Annotated in this window: 17 protein-coding genes and 3 tRNA genes; 9 read left to right on the top strand and 11 right to left on the bottom strand. The window is 72.3% G+C overall.

Going from position 1 to position 18,348, the window contains the following annotated elements; genetic code table 11:
- The first annotated feature begins 55 nt into the window (after window positions 1–55).
- Together OO62_RS19090 and OO62_RS19085 are read left to right on the top strand one after the other, a co-directional pair.
- Window positions 56–487 (top strand): MarR family winged helix-turn-helix transcriptional regulator, encoded by a 432-nt coding sequence (locus tag OO62_RS19090; protein ID WP_033268677.1) that lies wholly within the window; start codon window positions 56–58, stop codon window positions 485–487.
- Window positions 488–611: 124 nt separating this feature from the next.
- Window positions 612–1,235 carry a mycothiol-dependent nitroreductase Rv2466c family protein gene (locus tag OO62_RS19085; RefSeq protein WP_033268676.1) on the top strand — a complete coding sequence of 208 codons (624 nt, stop codon included), beginning with the start codon at window positions 612–614 and terminating at the stop codon, window positions 1,233–1,235.
- Window positions 1,236–1,504: 269 nt separating this feature from the next.
- On the opposite strand, the gene OO62_RS19080 is transcribed toward OO62_RS19085, so the two are convergent.
- Complete coding sequence (locus OO62_RS19080; RefSeq protein ID WP_033268675.1) at window positions 1,505–3,166, bottom strand: MFS transporter; 1,662 nt, start codon at window positions 3,164–3,166, stop codon at window positions 1,505–1,507.
- Window positions 3,167–3,336: 170 nt separating this feature from the next.
- On the opposite strand from OO62_RS19080, the gene OO62_RS19075 reads away from it, so the two are divergent.
- The 3 genes from OO62_RS19075 (at window position 3,337) to OO62_RS19065 (ending at window position 6,309) form a co-directional block, all read left to right on the top strand.
- Window positions 3,337–4,335, top strand: a complete 999-nt coding sequence (locus OO62_RS19075; protein WP_033268674.1) for a TetR/AcrR family transcriptional regulator — start codon at window positions 3,337–3,339, stop codon at window positions 4,333–4,335.
- A 122-nt stretch (window positions 4,336–4,457) separates the two neighbouring features.
- Window positions 4,458–5,087 (top strand): hypothetical protein, encoded by a 630-nt coding sequence (locus OO62_RS19070; RefSeq protein ID WP_033268673.1) that lies wholly within the window; start codon window positions 4,458–4,460, stop codon window positions 5,085–5,087.
- A gap of 190 nt (window positions 5,088–5,277) precedes the next feature.
- Complete coding sequence (locus OO62_RS19065) at window positions 5,278–6,309, top strand: rod shape-determining protein (RefSeq protein ID WP_033268672.1); 1,032 nt, start codon at window positions 5,278–5,280, stop codon at window positions 6,307–6,309.
- Window positions 6,310–6,379: 70 nt separating this feature from the next.
- Here OO62_RS19065 and OO62_RS19060 read toward each other — a convergent pair whose 3' ends face one another.
- The 3 genes from OO62_RS19060 to OO62_RS19050 all read right to left on the bottom strand — a co-directional run bounded on the left by OO62_RS19060 (window position 6,380) and on the right by OO62_RS19050 (window position 8,036).
- Complete coding sequence (locus OO62_RS19060) at window positions 6,380–6,976, bottom strand: histidine phosphatase family protein (RefSeq protein WP_033268671.1); 597 nt, start codon at window positions 6,974–6,976, stop codon at window positions 6,380–6,382.
- Between the two features lie 11 nt (window positions 6,977–6,987).
- The gene (trxA, locus tag OO62_RS19055; RefSeq protein WP_033268670.1) at window positions 6,988–7,380 is read right to left on the bottom strand and encodes a thioredoxin; all 393 of its coding nucleotides are present in this window, start codon (window positions 7,378–7,380) and stop codon (window positions 6,988–6,990) included.
- Between the two features lie 293 nt (window positions 7,381–7,673).
- Window positions 7,674–8,036: a cupin domain-containing protein gene (locus OO62_RS19050; RefSeq protein ID WP_033268669.1), complete on the bottom strand. Its 363-nt coding sequence runs from the start codon at window positions 8,034–8,036 to the stop codon at window positions 7,674–7,676.
- 313 nt (window positions 8,037–8,349) lie between these two features.
- Here OO62_RS19050 and OO62_RS19045 point away from each other — a divergent pair, with 313 nt between their 5' ends.
- Together OO62_RS19045 and OO62_RS19040 are read left to right on the top strand one after the other, a co-directional pair.
- On the top strand, window positions 8,350–9,225 hold the full coding sequence (locus OO62_RS19045; RefSeq protein WP_033268668.1) for a glycosyltransferase family 2 protein: 876 nt from the start codon (window positions 8,350–8,352) through the stop codon (window positions 9,223–9,225).
- Window positions 9,226–9,303: 78 nt separating this feature from the next.
- The gene (locus OO62_RS19040) at window positions 9,304–9,885 is read left to right on the top strand and encodes a GNAT family N-acetyltransferase (protein WP_033268667.1); all 582 of its coding nucleotides are present in this window, start codon (window positions 9,304–9,306) and stop codon (window positions 9,883–9,885) included.
- Window positions 9,886–10,061: 176 nt separating this feature from the next.
- On the opposite strand, the gene OO62_RS19035 is transcribed toward OO62_RS19040, so the two are convergent.
- The 3 genes from OO62_RS19035 to OO62_RS19025 form a co-directional block, all read right to left on the bottom strand.
- Window positions 10,062–10,138, bottom strand: a tRNA-Ile gene (locus OO62_RS19035).
- Between the two features lie 179 nt (window positions 10,139–10,317).
- Window positions 10,318–10,390, bottom strand: a tRNA-Asn gene (locus OO62_RS19030).
- 5 nt (window positions 10,391–10,395) lie between these two features.
- Window positions 10,396–10,468: transfer RNA gene (locus OO62_RS19025), tRNA-Asn, on the bottom strand.
- Between the two features lie 218 nt (window positions 10,469–10,686).
- Between OO62_RS19025 and OO62_RS19020 the strand changes: the two genes are divergently transcribed.
- Both OO62_RS19020 and OO62_RS19015 read left to right on the top strand, forming a co-directional pair.
- The gene (locus OO62_RS19020) at window positions 10,687–10,986 is read left to right on the top strand and encodes a hypothetical protein (RefSeq protein WP_033268666.1); all 300 of its coding nucleotides are present in this window, start codon (window positions 10,687–10,689) and stop codon (window positions 10,984–10,986) included.
- 79 nt (window positions 10,987–11,065) lie between these two features.
- Window positions 11,066–12,553, top strand: a complete 1,488-nt coding sequence (locus OO62_RS19015; RefSeq protein ID WP_180290033.1) for an FGGY family carbohydrate kinase — start codon at window positions 11,066–11,068, stop codon at window positions 12,551–12,553.
- Between the two features lie 39 nt (window positions 12,554–12,592).
- Here OO62_RS19015 and OO62_RS19010 read toward each other — a convergent pair whose 3' ends face one another.
- The 4 genes from OO62_RS19010 to OO62_RS18995 all read right to left on the bottom strand — a co-directional run bounded on the left by OO62_RS19010 (window position 12,593) and on the right by OO62_RS18995 (window position 18,227).
- Entirely contained in the window at window positions 12,593–13,837 is a 1,245-nt protein-coding gene (locus OO62_RS19010; RefSeq protein ID WP_033268664.1) for an RNA polymerase sigma factor, read from the bottom strand.
- Window positions 13,838–13,966: 129 nt separating this feature from the next.
- Entirely contained in the window at window positions 13,967–15,883 is a 1,917-nt protein-coding gene (dnaG, locus tag OO62_RS19005) for a DNA primase (protein ID WP_033268663.1), read from the bottom strand.
- 70 nt (window positions 15,884–15,953) lie between these two features.
- On the bottom strand, window positions 15,954–16,952 hold the full coding sequence (locus OO62_RS19000; protein WP_033268662.1) for a threo-3-hydroxy-L-aspartate ammonia-lyase: 999 nt from the start codon (window positions 16,950–16,952) through the stop codon (window positions 15,954–15,956).
- A 9-nt stretch (window positions 16,953–16,961) separates the two neighbouring features.
- Window positions 16,962–18,227, bottom strand: a complete 1,266-nt coding sequence (locus tag OO62_RS18995; RefSeq protein WP_033268661.1) for an NAD(P)/FAD-dependent oxidoreductase — start codon at window positions 18,225–18,227, stop codon at window positions 16,962–16,964.
- Between the last annotated feature and the right edge of the window lie 121 nt (window positions 18,228–18,348).

Raw genomic sequence — 18,348 nt, 5'->3', positions numbered from 1 at the left:
ACAATAATGCGCATCGATATTTCATGCTGTCAAGCAATTGGGTACTCTGGTGTGTATGACACCGCGCGCAGACTCCTTGACCGTCGAGGTCGTCGACCTCATCGGCACCGTCGTCGTCCGCTACCACGAGGAGTACGAGCACGCCGCGGCCGAGCACTCCCTCACCGGTGCGCAGGCCCGGGTGCTCACTCTCCTCTCCGTCGAGCCGCTTCCGATGCGTAAGGTCGCCGAGCGGCTGAAGTGCGAGCCGTCGAACATCACCGGCATAGTGGACCGCCTGGAGGCCCGCGGCCTGGTCGAGCGCCGCCCCGACCCGGCCGACCGCCGCGTCAAGCTCGCCGCCCCGACGGCGGAGGGCGCACGCACGGCCGAGGCACTGCGCACGTCGCTGCACTTCGCGCGCGAGCCCCTCGGCAAGCTGACGGCCGCCGAGCGCACGCTGCTCAAGGAATTGCTGCAGCGGATGCTGGGCGTGGCGCCCGAGTAGGCCGCGCCCGCCGGCCGGCCCCGGGTGGGGGAGCACCCCGGGCACCGGCCCCGGAAGTGGCCCACGATCACCGTGGGCAGGTGGACCGCGCGAGCGGGCCGGGTGGCGTTCTAATCTCGGCCCTATGACCAACCCGAGCAGTACCCGCCACTCCGTCGACTTCTACTTCGACCCCATCTGCCCGTTCGCCTGGATTTCCTCCCGCTGGATCCTGGAGGTCGAGCAGCACCGCGACCTGGATCTGCGGTTCCGGGTCATGAGCCTGTCGGTGCTCAACGAAGGCCGTGAGGATCTCCCGCAGAAGTACCGGGAGCTGCTGGACGCGGGCTGGGGCCCCGTACGCGTGTGCATCGCGGCCGCTCAGGAGCACGGCGAGGGCGTACTGCGCGACCTGTACACCGCGCTCGGCACCCGTATCCACAACGACGGCCGCGAGGACACCGCGACCGTCATCGAGGAGGCCCTGGCCGAGGTCGGGCTGCCGGCCGAGCTGGCCGGGGCGGCGGACAGCGAGGCGTACGACGACGCGCTGCGCAAGAGCCATCACGAGGGCATGGATCCGGTCGGCGAGGACGTCGGCACTCCGACGATCCACATCGACGGGGTCGCCTTCTTCGGCCCGGTGCTGATGGCGATCCCGCGCGGCGAGGACGCGGTGCGGGTCTTCGACGGTGCCCGTCTCCTCGCCGGCTACGACAAGTTCTTCGAGCTGAAGCGGTCCCGCACCGGCGAGTTCGACTTCAGCTGACGCCCCCGGGGGCGGCGGTGGGCAGCCCCATCCGTCACGGAAGCAGCACCCGGGCCGGGACCGGAACCGGGAGCGGGACCGGAAGCCAGCCAGGGACGGGACCGGAACCAGGAGCCGGAGGCGGAGCCGGAATCGAAGCCGATGGCGGAGCAGGATCCGTCAGGGAGGCGGCGGACCAGGACATCGCATCGTCCATGTCCGCCACCTCCGCCGGTCCCGCACCGGCCATGCCTCCTGCTGGATCCCCGCTCCCGCACCGGCCATGGCCGCTAGATGCCCGTTCCCGCACCGGCCACGTCCGCCACGCCCGCCGCTCCCGCACCGGTCACGCCTGCCGCGTCCGCCGCGGCCGCCGCATCCCCCGTTCCCGCGCCGTTCGGGCCCTCGCCCTCCGTGGTGCGCAGGCCGCGGAGCAGCGCGATCGTCAGCGCCGCGGCCAGGGCCATCACGCCGGCCGCGACCAGCACCGCCGTCTGCAGCCCGTCGGTGAACGCGGTCCGGGCCGCGGCCAGCAGTGCTTCGCCCGCCCGGCCCGGGAGTTCGCCGGCGACCGCGGCGGCGCCCGCCAGGGTCTCGCGGGCGGCGTCGGCCGCCCCGGAGGGAAGCCCGGCCGATACGGCGTCATCCATGTGACCGCGGTAGACCGCGCTCCCGATACTGCCCAGGATCGCCATGCCCAGCGCGCCGCCCAGTTCCGTGCCGGACTCCAGCAGCGCGGAGGCGGAGCCCGCGCGTTCCGGCGGGGCGACCCCGATGGCCAACTCGTTCCCCAGGGACATCACCATCACCAGGCCCGAGGCGTAGACGGACGACGCGACCAGCACGTACCAGAGGGCCGAACCGGGCTCCAGCCAGGACAGCCAGACGAATCCGCCGGCCGCGATGGCGAACCCCAGAGCGATGACGTACGCCCGGTCCATCCGCTGGGCGAGCGAGGTGGCCACCGCCGTCATTCCGCCCACCGCGAGGGTCGGCAGCAGATTCCACAGCGCCGCCTCCAGCGGGCTCATGCCCCGTACGGTCTGCAGGTACTGGGTGAAGAACACCGCACAGCCGACGACCGCGAACATCGCCAGCAGGTTCATCAGCACCGAGACGCTGAACCCGCGGTGCCGGAACAGCTCCAGGTCAAGCATGGGATGGCGGGCGGTGCGCTGACGGTGGACGAAGGCGGCGGCGGCCAGCAGGCCCGCGGCGAGGGCGACGACCGGCAGCGCGGACACCCCGTCGCGGGCGATCTCCTTGATGCCGTAGACGAGCGGGAGCATCGCGAGCAGGGACAGCAGCGAGCCGGGCAGATCGAAGCGGCCGGCCGCCGGATTCTTGAACTCCGGGAGCAGCAGCGGGCCGCAGACCAGCAGCAGCACCATCGCCGGCGCGTTGATCAGGAAGACCGAGCCCCACCAGAAGTGCTCCAGCAGCGCCCCGCTCAGCACCGGTCCGATGGCGATCCCGCCCATCATCGCCGCCGACCAGATCGCGACCGCCTTGCCGCGCTGCTTGGCGTCGTGGAAGAGGTTGCGGATCAGCGCGAGCGTGGAGGGCATCAGGGTGGCGCCTCCGACACCGAGCAACGCCCGTGCGGCGATCAGCATTTCGGCGCTCCCCGAGTAGGCGGCGAGTCCGGAGGCGAGGCCGAAGAGGAGGGCACCGGACAGCAGCAGCTTGCGCCGGCCGACGCGGTCGCCCAGGGCCCCCATGGTGATCAGCAGGCCGGCCAGGACGAAGCCGTAGACGTCCAGGATCCACAGTTGCTGGACGCTGCTGGGCTCCAGTTGGGCGGTGAGGAACGGCACCGCGAAGTAGAGCACCGAGACGTCCATCGAGACGAGGAGGCAGGGCAGCAGGAGGACGGCCAGGGCGATCCACTCGCGGCGCCCGGCCGACGGCTGGGATGCGCACGGACGCGATGTGTACGAAGTAAACGGCATGGGTGACACGGTAAGCAGGCGGTGCTTACGGCGCAAACACCAGACAGCAGGAGGGAGTTGGAGGTGCATCACACTAGTGCACCTCGGTCGCGCACCACCCTGGTCGCGCCCGCACTGTTACGCTCGCAGCCCATCCCTGGACCCTGGTGCACTAGTACGGAGGTTCCCCCGTGGAGCAGTCGGCCCCGCCGCCCTACCGGCGGATCGTCGAGGAGATCCGGCGCCGTATCGACGCCGGAGAGCTGGCACCGGGCGACCGGGTGCCGTCGACCCGGCGGATCACCCGGGAGTGGGGAGTGGCGATGGCGACCGCCACGAAGGTACTGACGACGCTGCGTCAGGAGGGCGTCGTACAGGCCGTACCGGGCGTCGGCACGGTGGTCAGCGACCCGCAGGCCGGGCCCCCGGACCAGCCACAGACCCGGGCCCGGAAGCCCGCCCGCGGCGCCCCCGCTCCGGAGCGGGCGCCGCGGGAGCCCGACGGCGGCGGACTGAACCGGGACCGCATCGTCAGCGCCGCCGTCAAGGTCGCCGACGCCGAGGGCCTGCGGGGCCTGTCGATGCGCCGGGTCGCCGCCGAGTTCGGGATGTCCTCGATGGCGCTCTACCGCCACGTGGCCAACAAGGACGAACTGGTGCTGCTGATGGCGGACGCCGCGTTCGCGGACGTCACCCTTCCCGATCCCGCACCGGACGGCTGGCGCGAGCGGATGGAGGCCGGCGCGCGGCTCCAGTGGGAGCTCTACCAGCGGCACCCGTGGCTGGCGCAGTACCTGTCGCTCACCCGCCCGCAGCCGATGCCGCGGGCGATGGCGCTGGTCGAATGGACCATGGCGCGGGTCGAGGGAATGGATCCGGTGACGCTGATCCACATGGCCCTGACGCTGCTGGGCTTCGTCCTGTCCACCGCCGCCGGCCTGGAGGACGACCTGGAGGCCGAGCAGGAGACCGGGATGGACCAGGAGCAGTGGATGGCGGCAATGGATCCGGTGTTCGAGGGCATCCTCACGTCCGGCTCGTACCCGATGTACGCGGGAATGGCCGGGACCGACGACGACAAGGTGAACCTGGGGACGCTCTTCGACTTCGGGCTGGAGCGCCTGCTGGACGGGATGGAAGTACTGGTCGAACGCCGGGCGGGTGGGGCCGCCACCGTCCGCACACCGTGACACGGCACCGTCCGCACACCGTGATACGTGACCGCCCGCACACCGTGGTATGGCACCGGCCGCGCACCGTGATACGCCACGGTCCGCACACCTGAGACGCCACCGTCGACCACCATGTCCCCATGAATCCCACCGCCGACAACGACCCGCCCACCGGCGCCGGCACCCCCACCGGTCCCGGCGCCCCCGCCGACCTGCCCGGACCGGTCGCCTTCCAGTGCGTACTGCTGCGCCGGATGGCCGACCACCACCCCGGCCGGGTCGAGGACGCGCTGCGCGCCCTGGGCGTCACGCGCGCGCAGATGAGGGAGGCCAATCGCCGCTGGCAGGCGACGATGCACACCCCGCGGGGGCGCGGCGTGCAGCCGTACCGTGCGCTGCTCGGCGCCCCCGAGTCCCTCACCACCCGCCGGATCGGCGACCTGACCTGCAAGGTTCTCACCTGGCCGGTCCCGCTCTGGCCCGATCTGCGGTTCGAGGTGCTCACCGACGAGCGGCGCGGCACCGTCTGGAACGCATGGCTCGTACGGGCGCCCGGTGCGGCCGCTCCCGAGTTGCGGACGGCGCCGGACCTCGCTCCGTGGTGCTGCACCGTCGACGAGGTCGCCCGGGCCTTCGCCCCGGCCCGCCCGTTGGAGGGCAGCGCGCCGACCCGCTGGCGCCTGGCCTGTACGGCTCCCGGTCCGGACGGCACCCCGGAAAAGCTCGTCGCCGAATTCACCTGGGGGCTGTACCAGCGACGCGTCGACTGAGCACCGGCCGGCCGCGTCCCGCCACCGGGAGGTCACCCGGCCGCAGCAACCGCCCCCGCCCCGTCCCCCGACCGGACGCTCCCAACAGGCGGAGCTCCGCGGGCGCCCAGAGGATGGCGCACGGAGCGGTCCGTGCGGACGGACCGCGCGAGCGCTTCGTCCATCTCGGCCCATCGGGGAGGAATCACCCATGACCATCAGCCTCGCCCAATTGCGGCGCTGCTCGGCCGCCGTCGACCTCGGCGCGGCCCGGACCAGGGTGTATGTGAAGAACCAGGGGCTGGTGGTCGACGAACCGACCGTCGCCGCCGTCAACACCCGCACCGGGGCGCTGCTCGCGGTGGGCGCCCAGGCCGAGGTGATGGACGGCCGCACCCCCGACTACATCCGGGTGGTCCGCCCGGTGTCCGGCGGGACGGTCGTCGACATCGACATGGCCCAGCGGCTGCTGCGCACCCTGGTCGGCGACAAGCTGCGCAAGACGTGGCGGCGCCGGCCCACGATGCGGGCCGCGGTCTGTCTTCCGTACGGCAGTGAGCCGCTGGCCCAGCGTGCGGCCGTGGAGACGCTCACCGGGCTCGGCGCGCGCCGGGTCGAGCTGGTCGACACCCTGGTGGCCGCCGCGATCGGCTCCGGCCTCCCGGTGGAGCAGCCGGAGGCGACGATGATCGTGGTGTGCGGCGCGGGCACGACCCAGGTCGCGGTGCTGTCACTGGGGTCGATCGTGGCCGCGGAGACCGTGCAGGTGGGCGGCAACGCCATCGATCACGCCGTCATCCAGCATCTGCGGCTGCACCACGAACTGATGCTGGCGGGCCAGGCCGTCCGCCCGCTCCAGCTGATCCTCTCCGGCGGCGACGGGCGGACGCCCGGCTCCACCGAGGTGCACGGCCGGGACGTGGTCAGCGGAATGGCGCGCTCCGTGCATGTCGACACCGAGCGGGTACTGGATGCCATCACCACCCCGCTGACCGCGATCCTCGACGGCATCGGGGCGGTGCTGCGCCGCTGCCCGCCCGATCTGGTGGCCGACCTCGGGGAGCGCGGCATCATGCTCGCGGGCGGCAGTGCGCTGATCCCCGGCCTGGAGCCGATGATCCATCAGGCCACCACCATGCCGGTGCACACCGCGGACCGCCCCGACACCTGCGCGGTCATGGGCCTCGGCGCCATGATCGAGGGCAAGGTGCAGCCGCTGCACCTGGACCCGATGGCGCCGTAACCCGTCCCGCGGAGGGCGCGAGCGGCCGGACCGACCCGGGCCACAGGCTGCCGGGCCCCAGGTCCCCGAGCTAAAGACTCCGGGCGTTCCAGGCCACCACCGCGGGCCGGTCGTGTTCGGTCCCCAGGACGCAGACCGCCCCGGTCTCGAACGTGAACAGCCCGCCCGCGGAGGCCGGCAGCCCCAGCCTGCGGGCGGCCAGTACGCGCGAGAAGTGCGCATGCCCCACCAGCACCACATCACCGTCGTCGGCATCGAGGTACGGCGTGAGGCGGGCCAGCACCCGGTCGGCGCGCGCCCCGACCTCGTCGGGTGACTCCCCCGGATGCCCTTCGGGGCCGGGCGGGACGCCGTCGCTGAACAGGTACCAGCCGGGCCGCTCGCGGTGGATCTCGGCGGTGGCGATGCCCTCGTAACCGCCGTAGTCCCATTCCCGCAGGTCCGGGTCGATCTCCGGCTCGGGGAGGCCGGCCAGCTCGGCGGTGCGCAGGGCCCGCGCCCTCGGGCTGGCACAGACCTGCCCGATCTTCCGGTCCGACAGCAGCGGACGCAGCGCGCGGGCCTGCTCCTCACCGTTGGCGGTCAGCGGCAGGTCGGTCCAACTGGTGTGCCGACCGTTCCGGCTCCACTCGGTCTCGCCGTGCCGGACCAGAAGTAGCTCGCTCACGAGCCCAGAGCCTACTGGGCCTGCTCGGCCTGCGCCTGCTCGTCCTGCTGGGCCTCGGTGACCGAGGCCCGGACCTCCTCCATGTCCAGCGCGCGGGCCTGGCCGATGACGTCCTCCAGGGCCTCGGCCGGCAGCGCGCCCGGCTGGGCGAACACCGCGATGTTGTCCCGGACGATCATCACCGTCGGGATGGACTGGATCTGGAACGCCTGCGCCAGCTCGGGCTGCGCCTCCGTGTCCACCTTGGCGAACACCAGGTCGTCGTGCTTCTCGGACGAGCGCTCGAAGACCGGGCCGAACTGTTTGCAGGGGCCGCACCACTCGGCCCAGAAGTCGATCAGGACGAAGTCGTTGCCGGAGACGATGTCGTCGAAGTTTTCCTTGGTGAGCTCAACGGTGCTCATGCGTATGTCCCTGCTTCCGGTCTGTCGAGGCTGTGCTGCTGTTCCTGCGGTCCCCGGCTGCGGCAACGGGGTCGCCCCCTGATGTATTCCGCATGACCGGACCGTCCCGCTCCCCTGCCCACCGAACGCATTCCTAGACATCCCGATCGCCACGGAAACCCGCACGTGGCACACGTCACCAGGCCCCGGCCCGAATTCCCCGGACCTGGACCTGGCACACCCCTCCTGCTCCCCCTCAGCCTCCCTCTTCCCCTCTTCTCCCTGACTGCCGCCCCTACTCCTACTCCTGACTCCTACTCCTTCGCCTTGGCGTACCCCACCGCCATACCGCCCGCGAAGTCGTACACGACGACTTGTTCGTCGCCGACGACCCAGGCGTCGTGTCCGGGCGGACAGACGAAGACATCGCCCGGACCCACCTCGGACTCCGCGCCGTCGTCCATCCGTATGCGCATACGTCCTTGCACCATGAAGCCGTTGTGGTGGACCTCGCAGCTGTCCGTCCCGGCGATCGGCCCCACCGACTCCGACCAGCGCCAGCCCGGCTCAAAGGTGGCCACGGCGAAGTCCAGCCCGGTCAGGTGCAGCGCTTCGAGGTGGCCTCGGGGAAAGTCACGCCGCTCGTCCGGCTTGTCTATGGTCTTGACCTCCATCATGAGGGGCTCCTCCTCTCACCCCCCGCCGTCCCCTCCGTGAACCCCTGGCCCTTCCATGGTGCGCTCGCGCCTCCCCGCCCGCCGTACGGAGCGTCCGTCCTCCTGCTACTCGCGCGTACGACGGGGATGTCGCCGCGCGAGTGCCGTGGCGCGCAACCGCGTTCCCCGGGGACTAGCATCCGGAACAGGCCGACCGGGCCTGCCGAGAACCCGACCGGCTCGCGCGAGCACACCGCACCGGTCACGCCCGAGGCCGTCCCCCCGGGCACCGCACCGGTCACCGCCGGGGCCGCTGAGAACGGAGCATCCTTCTGTGCCTCATCTGCGCGTAGGCGTCGCCGTCTTGACCATGGGGAACCGCCCCGCCGAACTCCACGCACTGCTGGATTCGGTCGCCAAGCAGGACCTCCAGCCGGTCCACGTCGTGGTCGTCGGGAACGGCTCCCCGCTGCCGTCCCTCCCCCATGGCGCGCACGGCGTCGAGCTGAGCGAGAACCTCGGTGTCTCCGGCGGCAGAAACGTGGCCCTCGACGAGCTGCGCAAGCTCGGGGACGTCGACGTGGTGGTCGACCTGGACGACGACGGCCTGCTGATCAGCCCGGACGTCCTGCGACGGGTCGCCGAACTGCACGAGCGGGAACCCGAGTTGGGCGTCATCAGCTTCCGCATCGCCGACGAGCTGGGCCGGACCCAGCGCCGGCACGTCCCCCGGCTGCGGGTCGGCGACCCCCGCCGCGGCGGACCGGTGACGACGTTCCTCGGCGGCGGGCACTCGCTGTCCATGGCGATGCTGGACCGGATCGGCGACTGGCCCGAGGACTTCTTCTACGCGCACGAGGAAACCGACCTGGCCTGGCGGGCGTTGGACGACGGCTGGCGCATCCGCTACGAACCGGACCTCGTGCTCCAGCACCCCTACACCTCGCCGACCCGGCACGCGGTCTACCACCGAATGGTCGCCAGGAACCGGGTGTGGCTGGCGAAACGCCACCTGCCGGCCGTCCTGGTGCCGCTCTACCTGGGCGTATGGGCGGTACTGACGGCCGTACGCAGCCGCTCCGCGGCAGGTCTGCGCGCCTGGGCCGCCGGCTTCGCCGAAGGGGTACGCACACCCTGCGGCCGGCGTCGGCCGATCCGCTGGCGCACGGTCTGGCGGATGACCCGGCTGGGGCGGCCCCCGATCATCTGACGGCCGCTCACCCACAGAAGCGAAAACCCGGGCCCTGTCCGGGTGTTCACCCAGGGGACGGATGTGCACAATCGGCGCGTGCAGCTCCTCTCCTTCCCCGAAGCCGCGACCCCGCCCGACCTCCGCGCCCAGGTGCGGGAACTCCACGACGAGGCATGGCCCCCGAGCGACCCGCCGGCCGACCACGACTCCGACACCGGCCACGACCCCGCGCTGCACCCCCGGTCGATGCTGCTCGTGGACGACGGCACGGTGCTCGCCGCCCTGGACATCCTCAGCAAACCGCTGGTGCACGCCGGCCGGCACTACCGGGCCGGCGGGCTCAGCACCGTGGTGACGCGGCAGGCCGCCCGCGGCCGGGGCCACGGCCGCCGCCTGGTGGCCGCCGCCCGCGAGGCGATGTCCCGCTCCGGCCTGGACCTGGGAGTGTTCACCTGCGACCGGCCGCTGCGAAGCTTCTACGAAAGCGCCGGCTGGCAGCTGCTGCCCGGAACGGTGCTCGTCGGGGGAACACCCACGGCCCCGTTCCCCAGCGACCGGCCCGGCTTCGACAAGGTCACCATGGCCGACTTCTTCTCCACCACGGCCCGGGAGTCCCGCACCGCGTTCCGGCACACCCGCCTGGAGCTGCACCCCGGCGAGATCGACAAGCTCTGGTGACCGCGGGAGCGTCATCCCCGGCCGGCAGACGGAAAGCCGCCCCGGCCCCTCCTCCGGACTCCTCGCCGTCCGGGACCCGGGCGTACGAAAAAGGCCCTCACGGATCGTGTGAGGGCCCTCGGTGCCGTGCACCGCCCGGGCTGAGGAAACATGATCGTTTCTGCTGCATCGGGCTGTGGTGGGGCGGGTGGGACTCGAACCCACGGCCGACGGATTATGAGTCCGCTGCTCTAACCGGCTGAGCTACCGCCCCCTCCACGGCGCGTCGCGCACATTTGTGCGCGCCGTCTGCCGCAGCATAGCCGCTCATACGATCTGCTGCCCGTGAGGGCCGTCGTCGGGCGACCTTGCACGCCCAAGAGGACTTCGATCACCGGGGGTTCGGTTCCACCGGCATGAAAAAAGGACCCCTTACGAGGTCCTTTTTCTCTGCTCCCCCGACTGGACTCGAACCAGTAACCCTCCGGTTAACAGCCGAATGCTCTGCCAATTGAGCTACAGGGGACCGAGCTCCCCCGACTGGACTCGAACCAGTAACCTGCCGGTTAACAGCCGGCTGCTCTGCCAATTGAGCTACAGGGGATTGCTCTGTGTGCCTCGAATGCACCGCTGTCCGGGGCTCCGGACGGCGCGCGCTCGCTGCGACACATACATTAGCGCAAGCAGGGGGGTGCTCCGCCAATCGGTATCGCCTCAGGTCACCTCGGGTGATCTCCGGCCCCGGAGGGTAGGCGCGCGGCAAGCCCGGGACGCGGTGCGCGGTGGCACCGGACGGGACCACAGAGAAGGAAGGGTGGAGCGATGCGCTACCGGCTCACGTTCATGGCGGGACTGGCCACGGGCTACGTGCTCGGCTCACGGGCCGGCCGGGAGCGGTATGAGCAGATCCGCAAGGCCGCCCAGCGGGTCACGCGGAATCCGGCGGTCCGGAACAGCGCCGAATCGGTGGCGCTGACCGGGCGGGACGCGGCGTCGAAGGCGTTCGGGAAGGTCTCGGCCAAGGTCGAGGGGCACCTGCCCGCGTCCGTGGGCAGCCGGGTGCGGTCGCTGCGCGAGCAGCGCGCGTCAACCGAGGACGAGTGGGGCACCAGCAACACCTGAGCCGGTGATCCCGGGCGGTGTCCGGTCGGGCAAACCCTGACTCTTTCCCTATGCGCCCCATGGGGCATCATCTGGGGCCATGGGGATAGTCGCCGGATTGGACAGTTCGTCCGACAGCACACGGATCGTCGTCTGCGATGCGGACACGGGTGCCGTCATCAGGCAGGGGTATGCGCCGCACCCGGTCGAGAAGGGGCCGGAGGCCGATCCTCAGGCGTGGCTGATGTCACTGGGCGAGGCGGCCGGCGGCGGGCTTCTGGAGGGCGTGCAGGCCATCGGGGTCTCGGCACAGCAGCACGGGCTGCTGGTGCTGGACGCGGACGGCAACCTCGTACGGCCCGCGCTGCTGGGCAATGACAGGCGGGCGCAGAGCGCGGCGGCGGACCTGGTGGACTCGCTGGGCGGGCGTACCGCGTGGGCGCAGGCCGTCGGGGCGGTGCCGCAGGCCGCGCATCCGGTGACCAAGCTGCGCTGGCTGGCGCGTACGGAGCCGGAGAACGCGGCCCGGGTGACGGAGGTCATGCAGCCGCACGACTGGCTGGTGTGGCAGCTGCTGGGGCGGCCGGCCCGGCGGACCACGGACCGGGGCGCGGCCTCGGGGACGGGTTTCTGGTCGGCGGCGAGTGCGTCGTACCGGCCGGATCTGGTGGAACTGGCGCTGGGCCATCAGGTGCGGCTGCCGGAGGTGCTGGGTCCTTCGGGGACCGCCGGGTTCACCCCGGAGGGGCTGCTGATCTCGGCCGGTACGGGCGAGACGATGGCGGCCGCCTTCGGACTGGGCGTCGGGGAGGGCGACGCCGTGGTGTCGCTGGGCGCCTCGGGGTCGGTGTTCGGCATCCACCACGAGGCGCTGGTGGACCCCAGCGGCACGATCACCTCCTTCGCCGACGCGACCGGGCGGCATCTGCCGGTGGTGCACACCAGCAACGCGGTGCGGGTGCTGCGGGGCGCGGCGGAGATGCTGGGGACGGACCTCCAGGGGCTGTCCGACCTGGCGCTGAAGTCGTCGCCCGGTGCGTACGGGATGGTGCTGCTGCCCTATCTGGAGGGCGAGCGGACACCCCATCTGCCGCACACCGCCGGGTCCTTGCACGGGATGCGGCGCGAGAGCATGAAGCCGGAGCACATGGCGCGAGCGGCCGTGGAGGGCATGCTGTGCGGCCTCGCGGACGCGCTGGACGTGCTGCGCGGGCGGGGCGTGGCGGTGCGCCGGGTGTTCCTGCTGGGTGCGGCGGCGGAGCTGGGTGCGGTGCAGGCGGCCGCGCCGGGGCTGTTCGGGGTACAGGTCGTGGTGCCGCAGCCGGCCGATTACGCGGCGCTGGGTGCGGCGCGGCAGGCGGCCTGGGCGTGGGGGGTGGCGCACGGCACGCTGGCGCCGGCCGCCGGTGCGGAGGCCGGGCCGGGCGGCGGGTCCGTCTGGGTGGATCCGCCGCAGTGGCCGGCCGCGGCGAGCCAGGTGTTCGAGCCGGGTGAGGAGCTGCCGGTGGGGCAGGCCGTGCGGCAGCAGTACGCGACGGTGCGCGACGAGATCCATCCGGGTGCGTGGGCGGACCGGCGGGAGGGGTGACGTACCGGGGGCCCGGGCGCTCTGCCGCGGGCCGCGGGGTCAGTCCAGGTAGCCGCGGAGCTGGTCGGCGAAGGCGTGGTCGCGGAGCTTGTTGAGGGTCTTGGACTCGATCTGCCGTATGCGTTCGCGGGTGACGCCGAAGATCCGGCCGATCTCCTCCAGGGTGCGGGGCCGGCCGTCGGCGAGTCCGTAGCGGAGCTGGACGACCTTGCGTTCGCGTTCGCCGAGCGTGGACAGGACCGCGTCGAGGTGCTCGCGGAGCAGCAGGAAAGCGGCGGATTCGACGGGTGAGGCGGCGTCGCCGTCCTCGATGAGGTCGCCGAGGGCGACGTCCTCCTCCTCGCCGACGGGGGCGTGCAGCGAGACCGGTTCCTGGGCCAGCCGCAGCACTTCGCTGACGCGTTCCCCGGTCAGGTCGAGGTGGGCGGCGACCTCCTCGGGGGTGGGTTCGTAGCCGCGTTCCTGGAGCATCCGGCGCTGGACGCGCACCACGCGGTTGATCAGCTCGACGACGTGGACCGGGACGCGGATGGTCCGGGCCTGGTCGGCCAGCGCGCGGGACATCGCCTGGCGGATCCACCAGGTCGCGTAGGTGGAGAACTTGTAGCCGCGGGCGTAGTCGAACTTCTCGACGGCACGGATCAGTCCGAGGTTTCCCTCCTGGACGAGGTCGAGCATGGTCAGGCCGCGGCCGACGTAGCGCTTGGCGACGGAGACCACCAGGCGCAGGTTCGCCTCGATCAGGCGGCGCTTGGCCATCCGGCCCAGGACCACCAACTGGTCGAGGTCGTAAGCGAGTTGGGAGGAGAGGTCGGGGGTGTTGGTGAGCTTCTCCTCGGCGAAGAGGCCGGCTTCCACGCGGCGCGCGAGGTCGACCTCCTCGGCGGCGGTGAGCAGCGGGATCCGGCCGATTTCGCGGAGGTACTGGCGGAAGAGGTCGGAGGACGGGCTGCCGGTCTCGGCGCGGGGCGCGGGGCCGGGGTCCGGGACCGCCGGCTCCTGGGGGATCTCCTCCAGGAGCAGCTCGGCGGCGGGCGGTTCGGCCTGCTGCACCACGGTGACCGGCTCCGGGGCCGGCTCGTCGGCGGGTTCCGCGGCGGCCGGCGCGTCGGCGAGGGTCTGGCTCTGCACGGGGGCGACCTCCAGGGTGATCGCTGCTGAGGCGGCAGAAAGGCCGGGTACGGTGGCGGCCGAGCCGCCGTCCGTCCCGTACATCGAGAGCGGTTCCGCGGGGGTTTCCGGGGGCGTACGACCGGACCCGCCGCGCTCCGATGACTCAGGCACCGCTCCTCAGTGTGGGGTACGACACACTCCCGCCACGAGGGGCGTGCGACCACTTTTTGAGTCCGGTCCGTGACCGGACGGCTACCGCGGGGTGTTCCCGGGGCCCGGGGCCGGGTCCGAGCGGCAGCCCTACAGCGCGGCGTAGCCCCGTTCGCGGAGGGACTGGCCGTACTGCTGGAGTACCCACAGTTCGTTCTGCACGGCGGCGAGGTGCTCGGGGTCGGCGCGGGGGCCGAGGCGCTGGAGGGTGCCGCGGATCTCCGTGACGCGCTGGTTGACGGCGGCGAGGCGGACGGTGACCAACTGGACGCCGGCGTACGCCTCGTCGGGGTCGCGGCGGGTGTGCAGCGGTTCGACGGTGAGCTCGGTGACCATGGCGCGGACGGTGTCGTCGGGGGCGGCCTCGCGCACCCGGGCGACGTAGTCGTCGTCGGAGGCGCCGGCCGTGGCGCCGCCGGCGTCCTCGATGCACTGGCGGACCACGGCGTAGGGCGGTGCGGTGAACTCGTCGGCGCCGTACGCGTCGAAGGCCGGGGAGACCAGGTCGGGGCGCTGAAGGGCGAGCTTGAGCAGTTCGCGCTCGACGCGGTGGGCGGGGCTGCGGAGGTTGAGCGCGGGGCCGCGCGGGCCGGGGGCGGGGCGGGCCTGCTCTGGCGCGGAGGCCGGGCGGCGCTGCGGTCCGCGGTTCTGGTCGGGGCGGCCGTCGCGGCCCCGTTCGCGGGCCCAGCGGGCGAGCTGGGCGACGCGCTTGACGACGAACTGGGTGTCCAGGATGCCGAGCATGCCGGCGAGCTGGACGGCGGATTCGTGCTGGATGGAGCTGTTCTTGATGTGGGCGACGATGGGGGCCGCCTCGTCCAGCGCGGCGGCCCGGCCCACGGTGGTGTCCAGGTTGTGCCGGGAGACGACGTGCCGCAGCGCGAACTCGAAGAGCGGCGTGCGGGACTCGACGAGGTCGGCGACGGCCTGGTCGCCCTTGGCGAGCCGCAGGTCGCAGGGGTCCATGCCGCCCGGGGTGATGGCGATGGAGGTCTCGGCGGCGAACTTCTGGTCGTCCTCGAAGGCGCGCAGGGCGGCCTTCTGGCCTGCGGCGTCGCCGTCGAAGGTGAAGACGACCTCGGAGCCGGAGTTGTCCATCAGCAGCCGCCGGAGGATCTTGATGTGGCCCTCGCCGAAGGACGTACCGCAGGTGGCGATGGCGGTGGTGATGCCGGCCAGGTGGCAGGCCATCACATCGGTGTAGCCCTCGACGACCACGGCGCGGTTGGTCCGGGCGATCTCCTTCTTGGCGAGGTCGATGCCGTAGAGGACCTGCGACTTGCGGTAGAGGGGCGTCTCGGGGGTGTTGAGGTACTTGGGGCCGTTGTCGTCGTCGCGGAGCTTGCGGGCGCCGAAGCCGACGACCTCGCCGGCGATGTCGCGGATCGGCCACATCAGCCGGCCGCGGAAGCGGTCGATGGGGCCGCGGCGGCCCTCCTGGGAGAGGCCGGAGAGGACCAGCTCCTGGTCGGTGAAGCGGCGGCCGCGCAGAAAGCGGGTGAGGTGGTCCCAGCCGGCCGGGCTGTAGCCGACGCCGAAGTGCTGGGCGGCGGCCTGGTCGAAGCCGCGCTCGGCGAGGAACGCGCGGGCGATCTCGGCCTCGGGGCTGTCGAGCTGCTCGGCGTAGAACTGGGCGGCGGCCTTGTGGGCCTCCACCAGGCGGGTGCGTTCGCCCTGCTGGCGGCCGGGGCTGTAGCCGCCCTCCTCGTAGCGCAGGGTGATGCCGGCCTGGGAGGCGAGGCGCTCGATGGTCTCGGCGAAGGAGAGGTGGTCGATCTTCATGACGAAGTCGACGGTGTCGCCGCCCTCCTGGCAGCCGAAGCAGTGGTACAGGCCCTTGGCGGGGCTGACGTGGAACGACGGGGACTTCTCGTCGTGGAAGGGGCACAGGCCCTTGAGGTTGCCGCCACCGGCATTGCGGAGCTGGAGGTATTCGGACACGACGGCGTCGATCGGGACCGCGTCCCGTACCGCCTTCACATCGTCATCGTTGATCCTGCCTGCCACGCGTGAATTCTACGGCCGGGGTCGGACACTCCCGTCCGGGCGCCCACGGTGGCGGCCCCGTCGCCCGGGGTCACCCCAGGAGTTCGGTGAAGCGGTCCGGGCCGATGTTGCCGCCGGAGATGATCACGCCGATGCGGGCCGGGAGGGGGCTGACGCGGCCGGCCAGGAGGGCGGCGAGGGCGCTGGCGCCGCTGGGTTCGGTGACGATCTTCAGCCGTTCGAAGGCGAACCGCATGGCGGCGCGGATCTCGTCGTCGCTGACCAGGACGACGGAGTCGAGCAGGCGCCGGTTGATGGCGAAGGTCAGGGCGCCGGGGGTGTCGACGGCCTGCCCGTCGGCGATGGTGCGCGGGACGGGGATGGTGACGGGGTGGCCGGCGGCCAGCGAGCGGCGGGTGTCGTCGCCGGCCTCGGGCTCGACGCCGATCATGCGGATGTCCGGTGCCAGCGCGGTGGCGGCGGTGGCCGAGCCGGCCATCAGCCCGCCGCCCCCGATGGGGGCCAGCAGCGCGTCGAGCCGGCCGGTCTCCTCCAGCAGCTCCAGGGCGGCGGTGCCCTGTCCCGCGATGATGTGCGGATGCTCGTAGGGCGGGATGAGGGCCAGTCCGCGTTCCTCGGCGAGCTGCTGGGCGAGGGCGGCGCGGTCGGCGGTGTAGCGGTCGTAGCGGACGATCTCGGCGCCGTAGCCGGCGGTCGCGTCGGTCTTGGACCGCGGGGCGTCCTCGGGCATGACGATGACGGCGTGGCTGCCCAGCTCCCGCGCGGCCAGCGCGACGGCCTGGGCGTGGTTGCCCGAGGAGTAGGCGGCGACGCCGCGGGCCAGTTGTTCCGGTGAGAGCCGGGAGAGGGCGTTGTAGGCGCCGCGGAACTTGAAGGCGCCGACCCGCTGGAAGTTCTCGCACTTGAGGTGCACCTCGGCGCCGACCGCCGCGTCGAGGGTGCGGGAGCGGAGCACGGGGGTGCGGTGGGCCACGCCCGCCAGCCGCCGGGCGGCGTCCCGGACGTCGTCGAAGGTGACGAGGTCCGGGGCGTCACCACCGGGGTGGGCGGGGCCGGTGCGCTGCGTCATACGCGCACGCTACGGGAGCAGCGCGGTGAGCGGAACCTCCGGATCGGCCAGCTTGATCGGGTCCAGCGGGTGGTTGGCGCGGATGAGCTGCTGGATGTTCTCGGCGACGTCCCAGACGTTGACGTTCATGCCCGCCAGCAGCCGGCCGTCGGCGGCGAGCCAGAAGGCGATGAACTCCCGCTTGGCGACGTCGCCGCGGCAGACGACCTGTGCGTAGGAGCCGGGCGGGGCGTAGCCGGAGTACTCCATGCCGACGTCGTACTGGTCGGAGAAGAAGTACGGGATGCGGTCGTAGCTGACGTCCTGGCCGAGCATGGCGCGGGCGGCCGCGGGGCCGCCGTTGAGGGCGTTGGCCCAGTGTTCGACGCGCAGGCGGGTGTCGAGGAGGGGGTGGTCGGCGGCGGCGACGTCGCCCGCGGCGTAGATGTACGGGTCGGAGGTGCGCAGCGCGGCGTCCACCGCGATGCCGCCGCCGGCCGCGCGGTCGACGAGGTCGAGGCCGGCCTGTTCGGCGAGCGCGGTGCGCGGCGCGGCGCCGATCGCGGCGAGCACGTCGTGGGCGGGGTGTTCCTCGCCGTCGTCGGTGCGCACGGCGAGCACCATGCCGTCCTGGCCGACGATTTCGGTGAAGCGGGCGCCGAAGTGGAAGCGGACGCCGTGTTCGCGGTGCAGGTCGGTGAACAGGCCGCCGAGTTCGGGGCCCAGGATGCCGTGCAGCGGGGTGGGGGCGGCCTCGACGACGGTGACCTCGGCGCCGTAGGAGCGGGCGGCTGCGGCGACCTCCAGGCCGATCCAGCCGGCGCCGGCGATGACCAACTGGCCGTTCTCCCGGCCGAGGGAGGCCAGCACGCCGCGCAGCCGTTCGGCGTGCGCGAGGCGCCGCAGGTGGTGGACGCCGGCCAGGCCGGTGCCGGGGATGTCGAGGCGGCGCGGTTCGGCGCCGGTGGCCAGCAGCAGCTTGTCGTAGGCGATCAGGGTGCCGTCGCCGAGGCGTACGGTTTTGGCGTCGGGGTCCAGATGGACGGCGGGCTGGCCCAGGTGGAGCTCGATGTGGGCCTGGGCGTACCAGGCGGGTTCATGGACGAAGACGCTGTCGCGCTCTTCCTTGCCGAGCAGGTACCCCTTGGAGAGCGGGGGCCGTTCGTAGGGGTGGTCGCGCTCGTCACAGATGAGGATCACCCGGCCGGTGAAGCCTTCGGAGCGGAGCGTCTCCGCCGCCTTGGCTCCGGCCAGGCCACCCCCGACGATGACGAACGTCTGGTGTGCGTCGACCACTTGCTTCCTCCTCGTTGCGGTGCCGTACGTCCGCGTCCGCGTCCGTAAACGCCCCCGATGTGCCCCGGTTCGGTCTCCGGTGTGCTGGTGCTTCCCCCGGTCGGTTCCGGCTGGTTCGTCC

The sequence above is a fragment of the Streptomyces lydicus genome (assembly GCF_000717345.1).
Lineage (GTDB): Bacteria > Actinomycetota > Actinomycetes > Streptomycetales > Streptomycetaceae > Streptomyces > Streptomyces lydicus.
The sequence above is the reverse complement of the archived record's forward strand: the minus strand, read 5'-3'. Positions and strand labels throughout refer to the sequence as shown.

Excerpts from the sequence above, each read along its gene's own strand:
- OO62_RS19090 (WP_033268677.1), top strand. The coding sequence starts at position 56 with ATGACACCGCGCGCAGACTCCTTGACCGTCGAGGTCGTCGACCTCATC.
- OO62_RS19085 (WP_033268676.1), top strand. The coding sequence starts at position 612 with ATGACCAACCCGAGCAGTACCCGCCACTCCGTCGACTTCTACTTCGAC.
- OO62_RS19080 (WP_033268675.1), bottom strand. The coding sequence starts at position 3,166 with ATGCCGTTTACTTCGTACACATCGCGTCCGTGCGCATCCCAGCCGTCG.
- OO62_RS19070 (WP_033268673.1), top strand. The coding sequence starts at position 4,458 with ATGAATCCCACCGCCGACAACGACCCGCCCACCGGCGCCGGCACCCCC.
- OO62_RS19065 (WP_033268672.1), top strand. The coding sequence starts at position 5,278 with ATGACCATCAGCCTCGCCCAATTGCGGCGCTGCTCGGCCGCCGTCGAC.
- trxA (WP_033268670.1), bottom strand. The coding sequence starts at position 7,380 with ATGAGCACCGTTGAGCTCACCAAGGAAAACTTCGACGACATCGTCTCC.
- OO62_RS19050 (WP_033268669.1), bottom strand. The coding sequence starts at position 8,036 with ATGATGGAGGTCAAGACCATAGACAAGCCGGACGAGCGGCGTGACTTT.
- OO62_RS19020 (WP_033268666.1), top strand. The coding sequence starts at position 10,687 with ATGCGCTACCGGCTCACGTTCATGGCGGGACTGGCCACGGGCTACGTG.
- OO62_RS19015 (WP_180290033.1), top strand. The coding sequence starts at position 11,066 with ATGGGGATAGTCGCCGGATTGGACAGTTCGTCCGACAGCACACGGATC.
- OO62_RS19000 (WP_033268662.1), bottom strand. The coding sequence starts at position 16,952 with ATGACGCAGCGCACCGGCCCCGCCCACCCCGGTGGTGACGCCCCGGAC.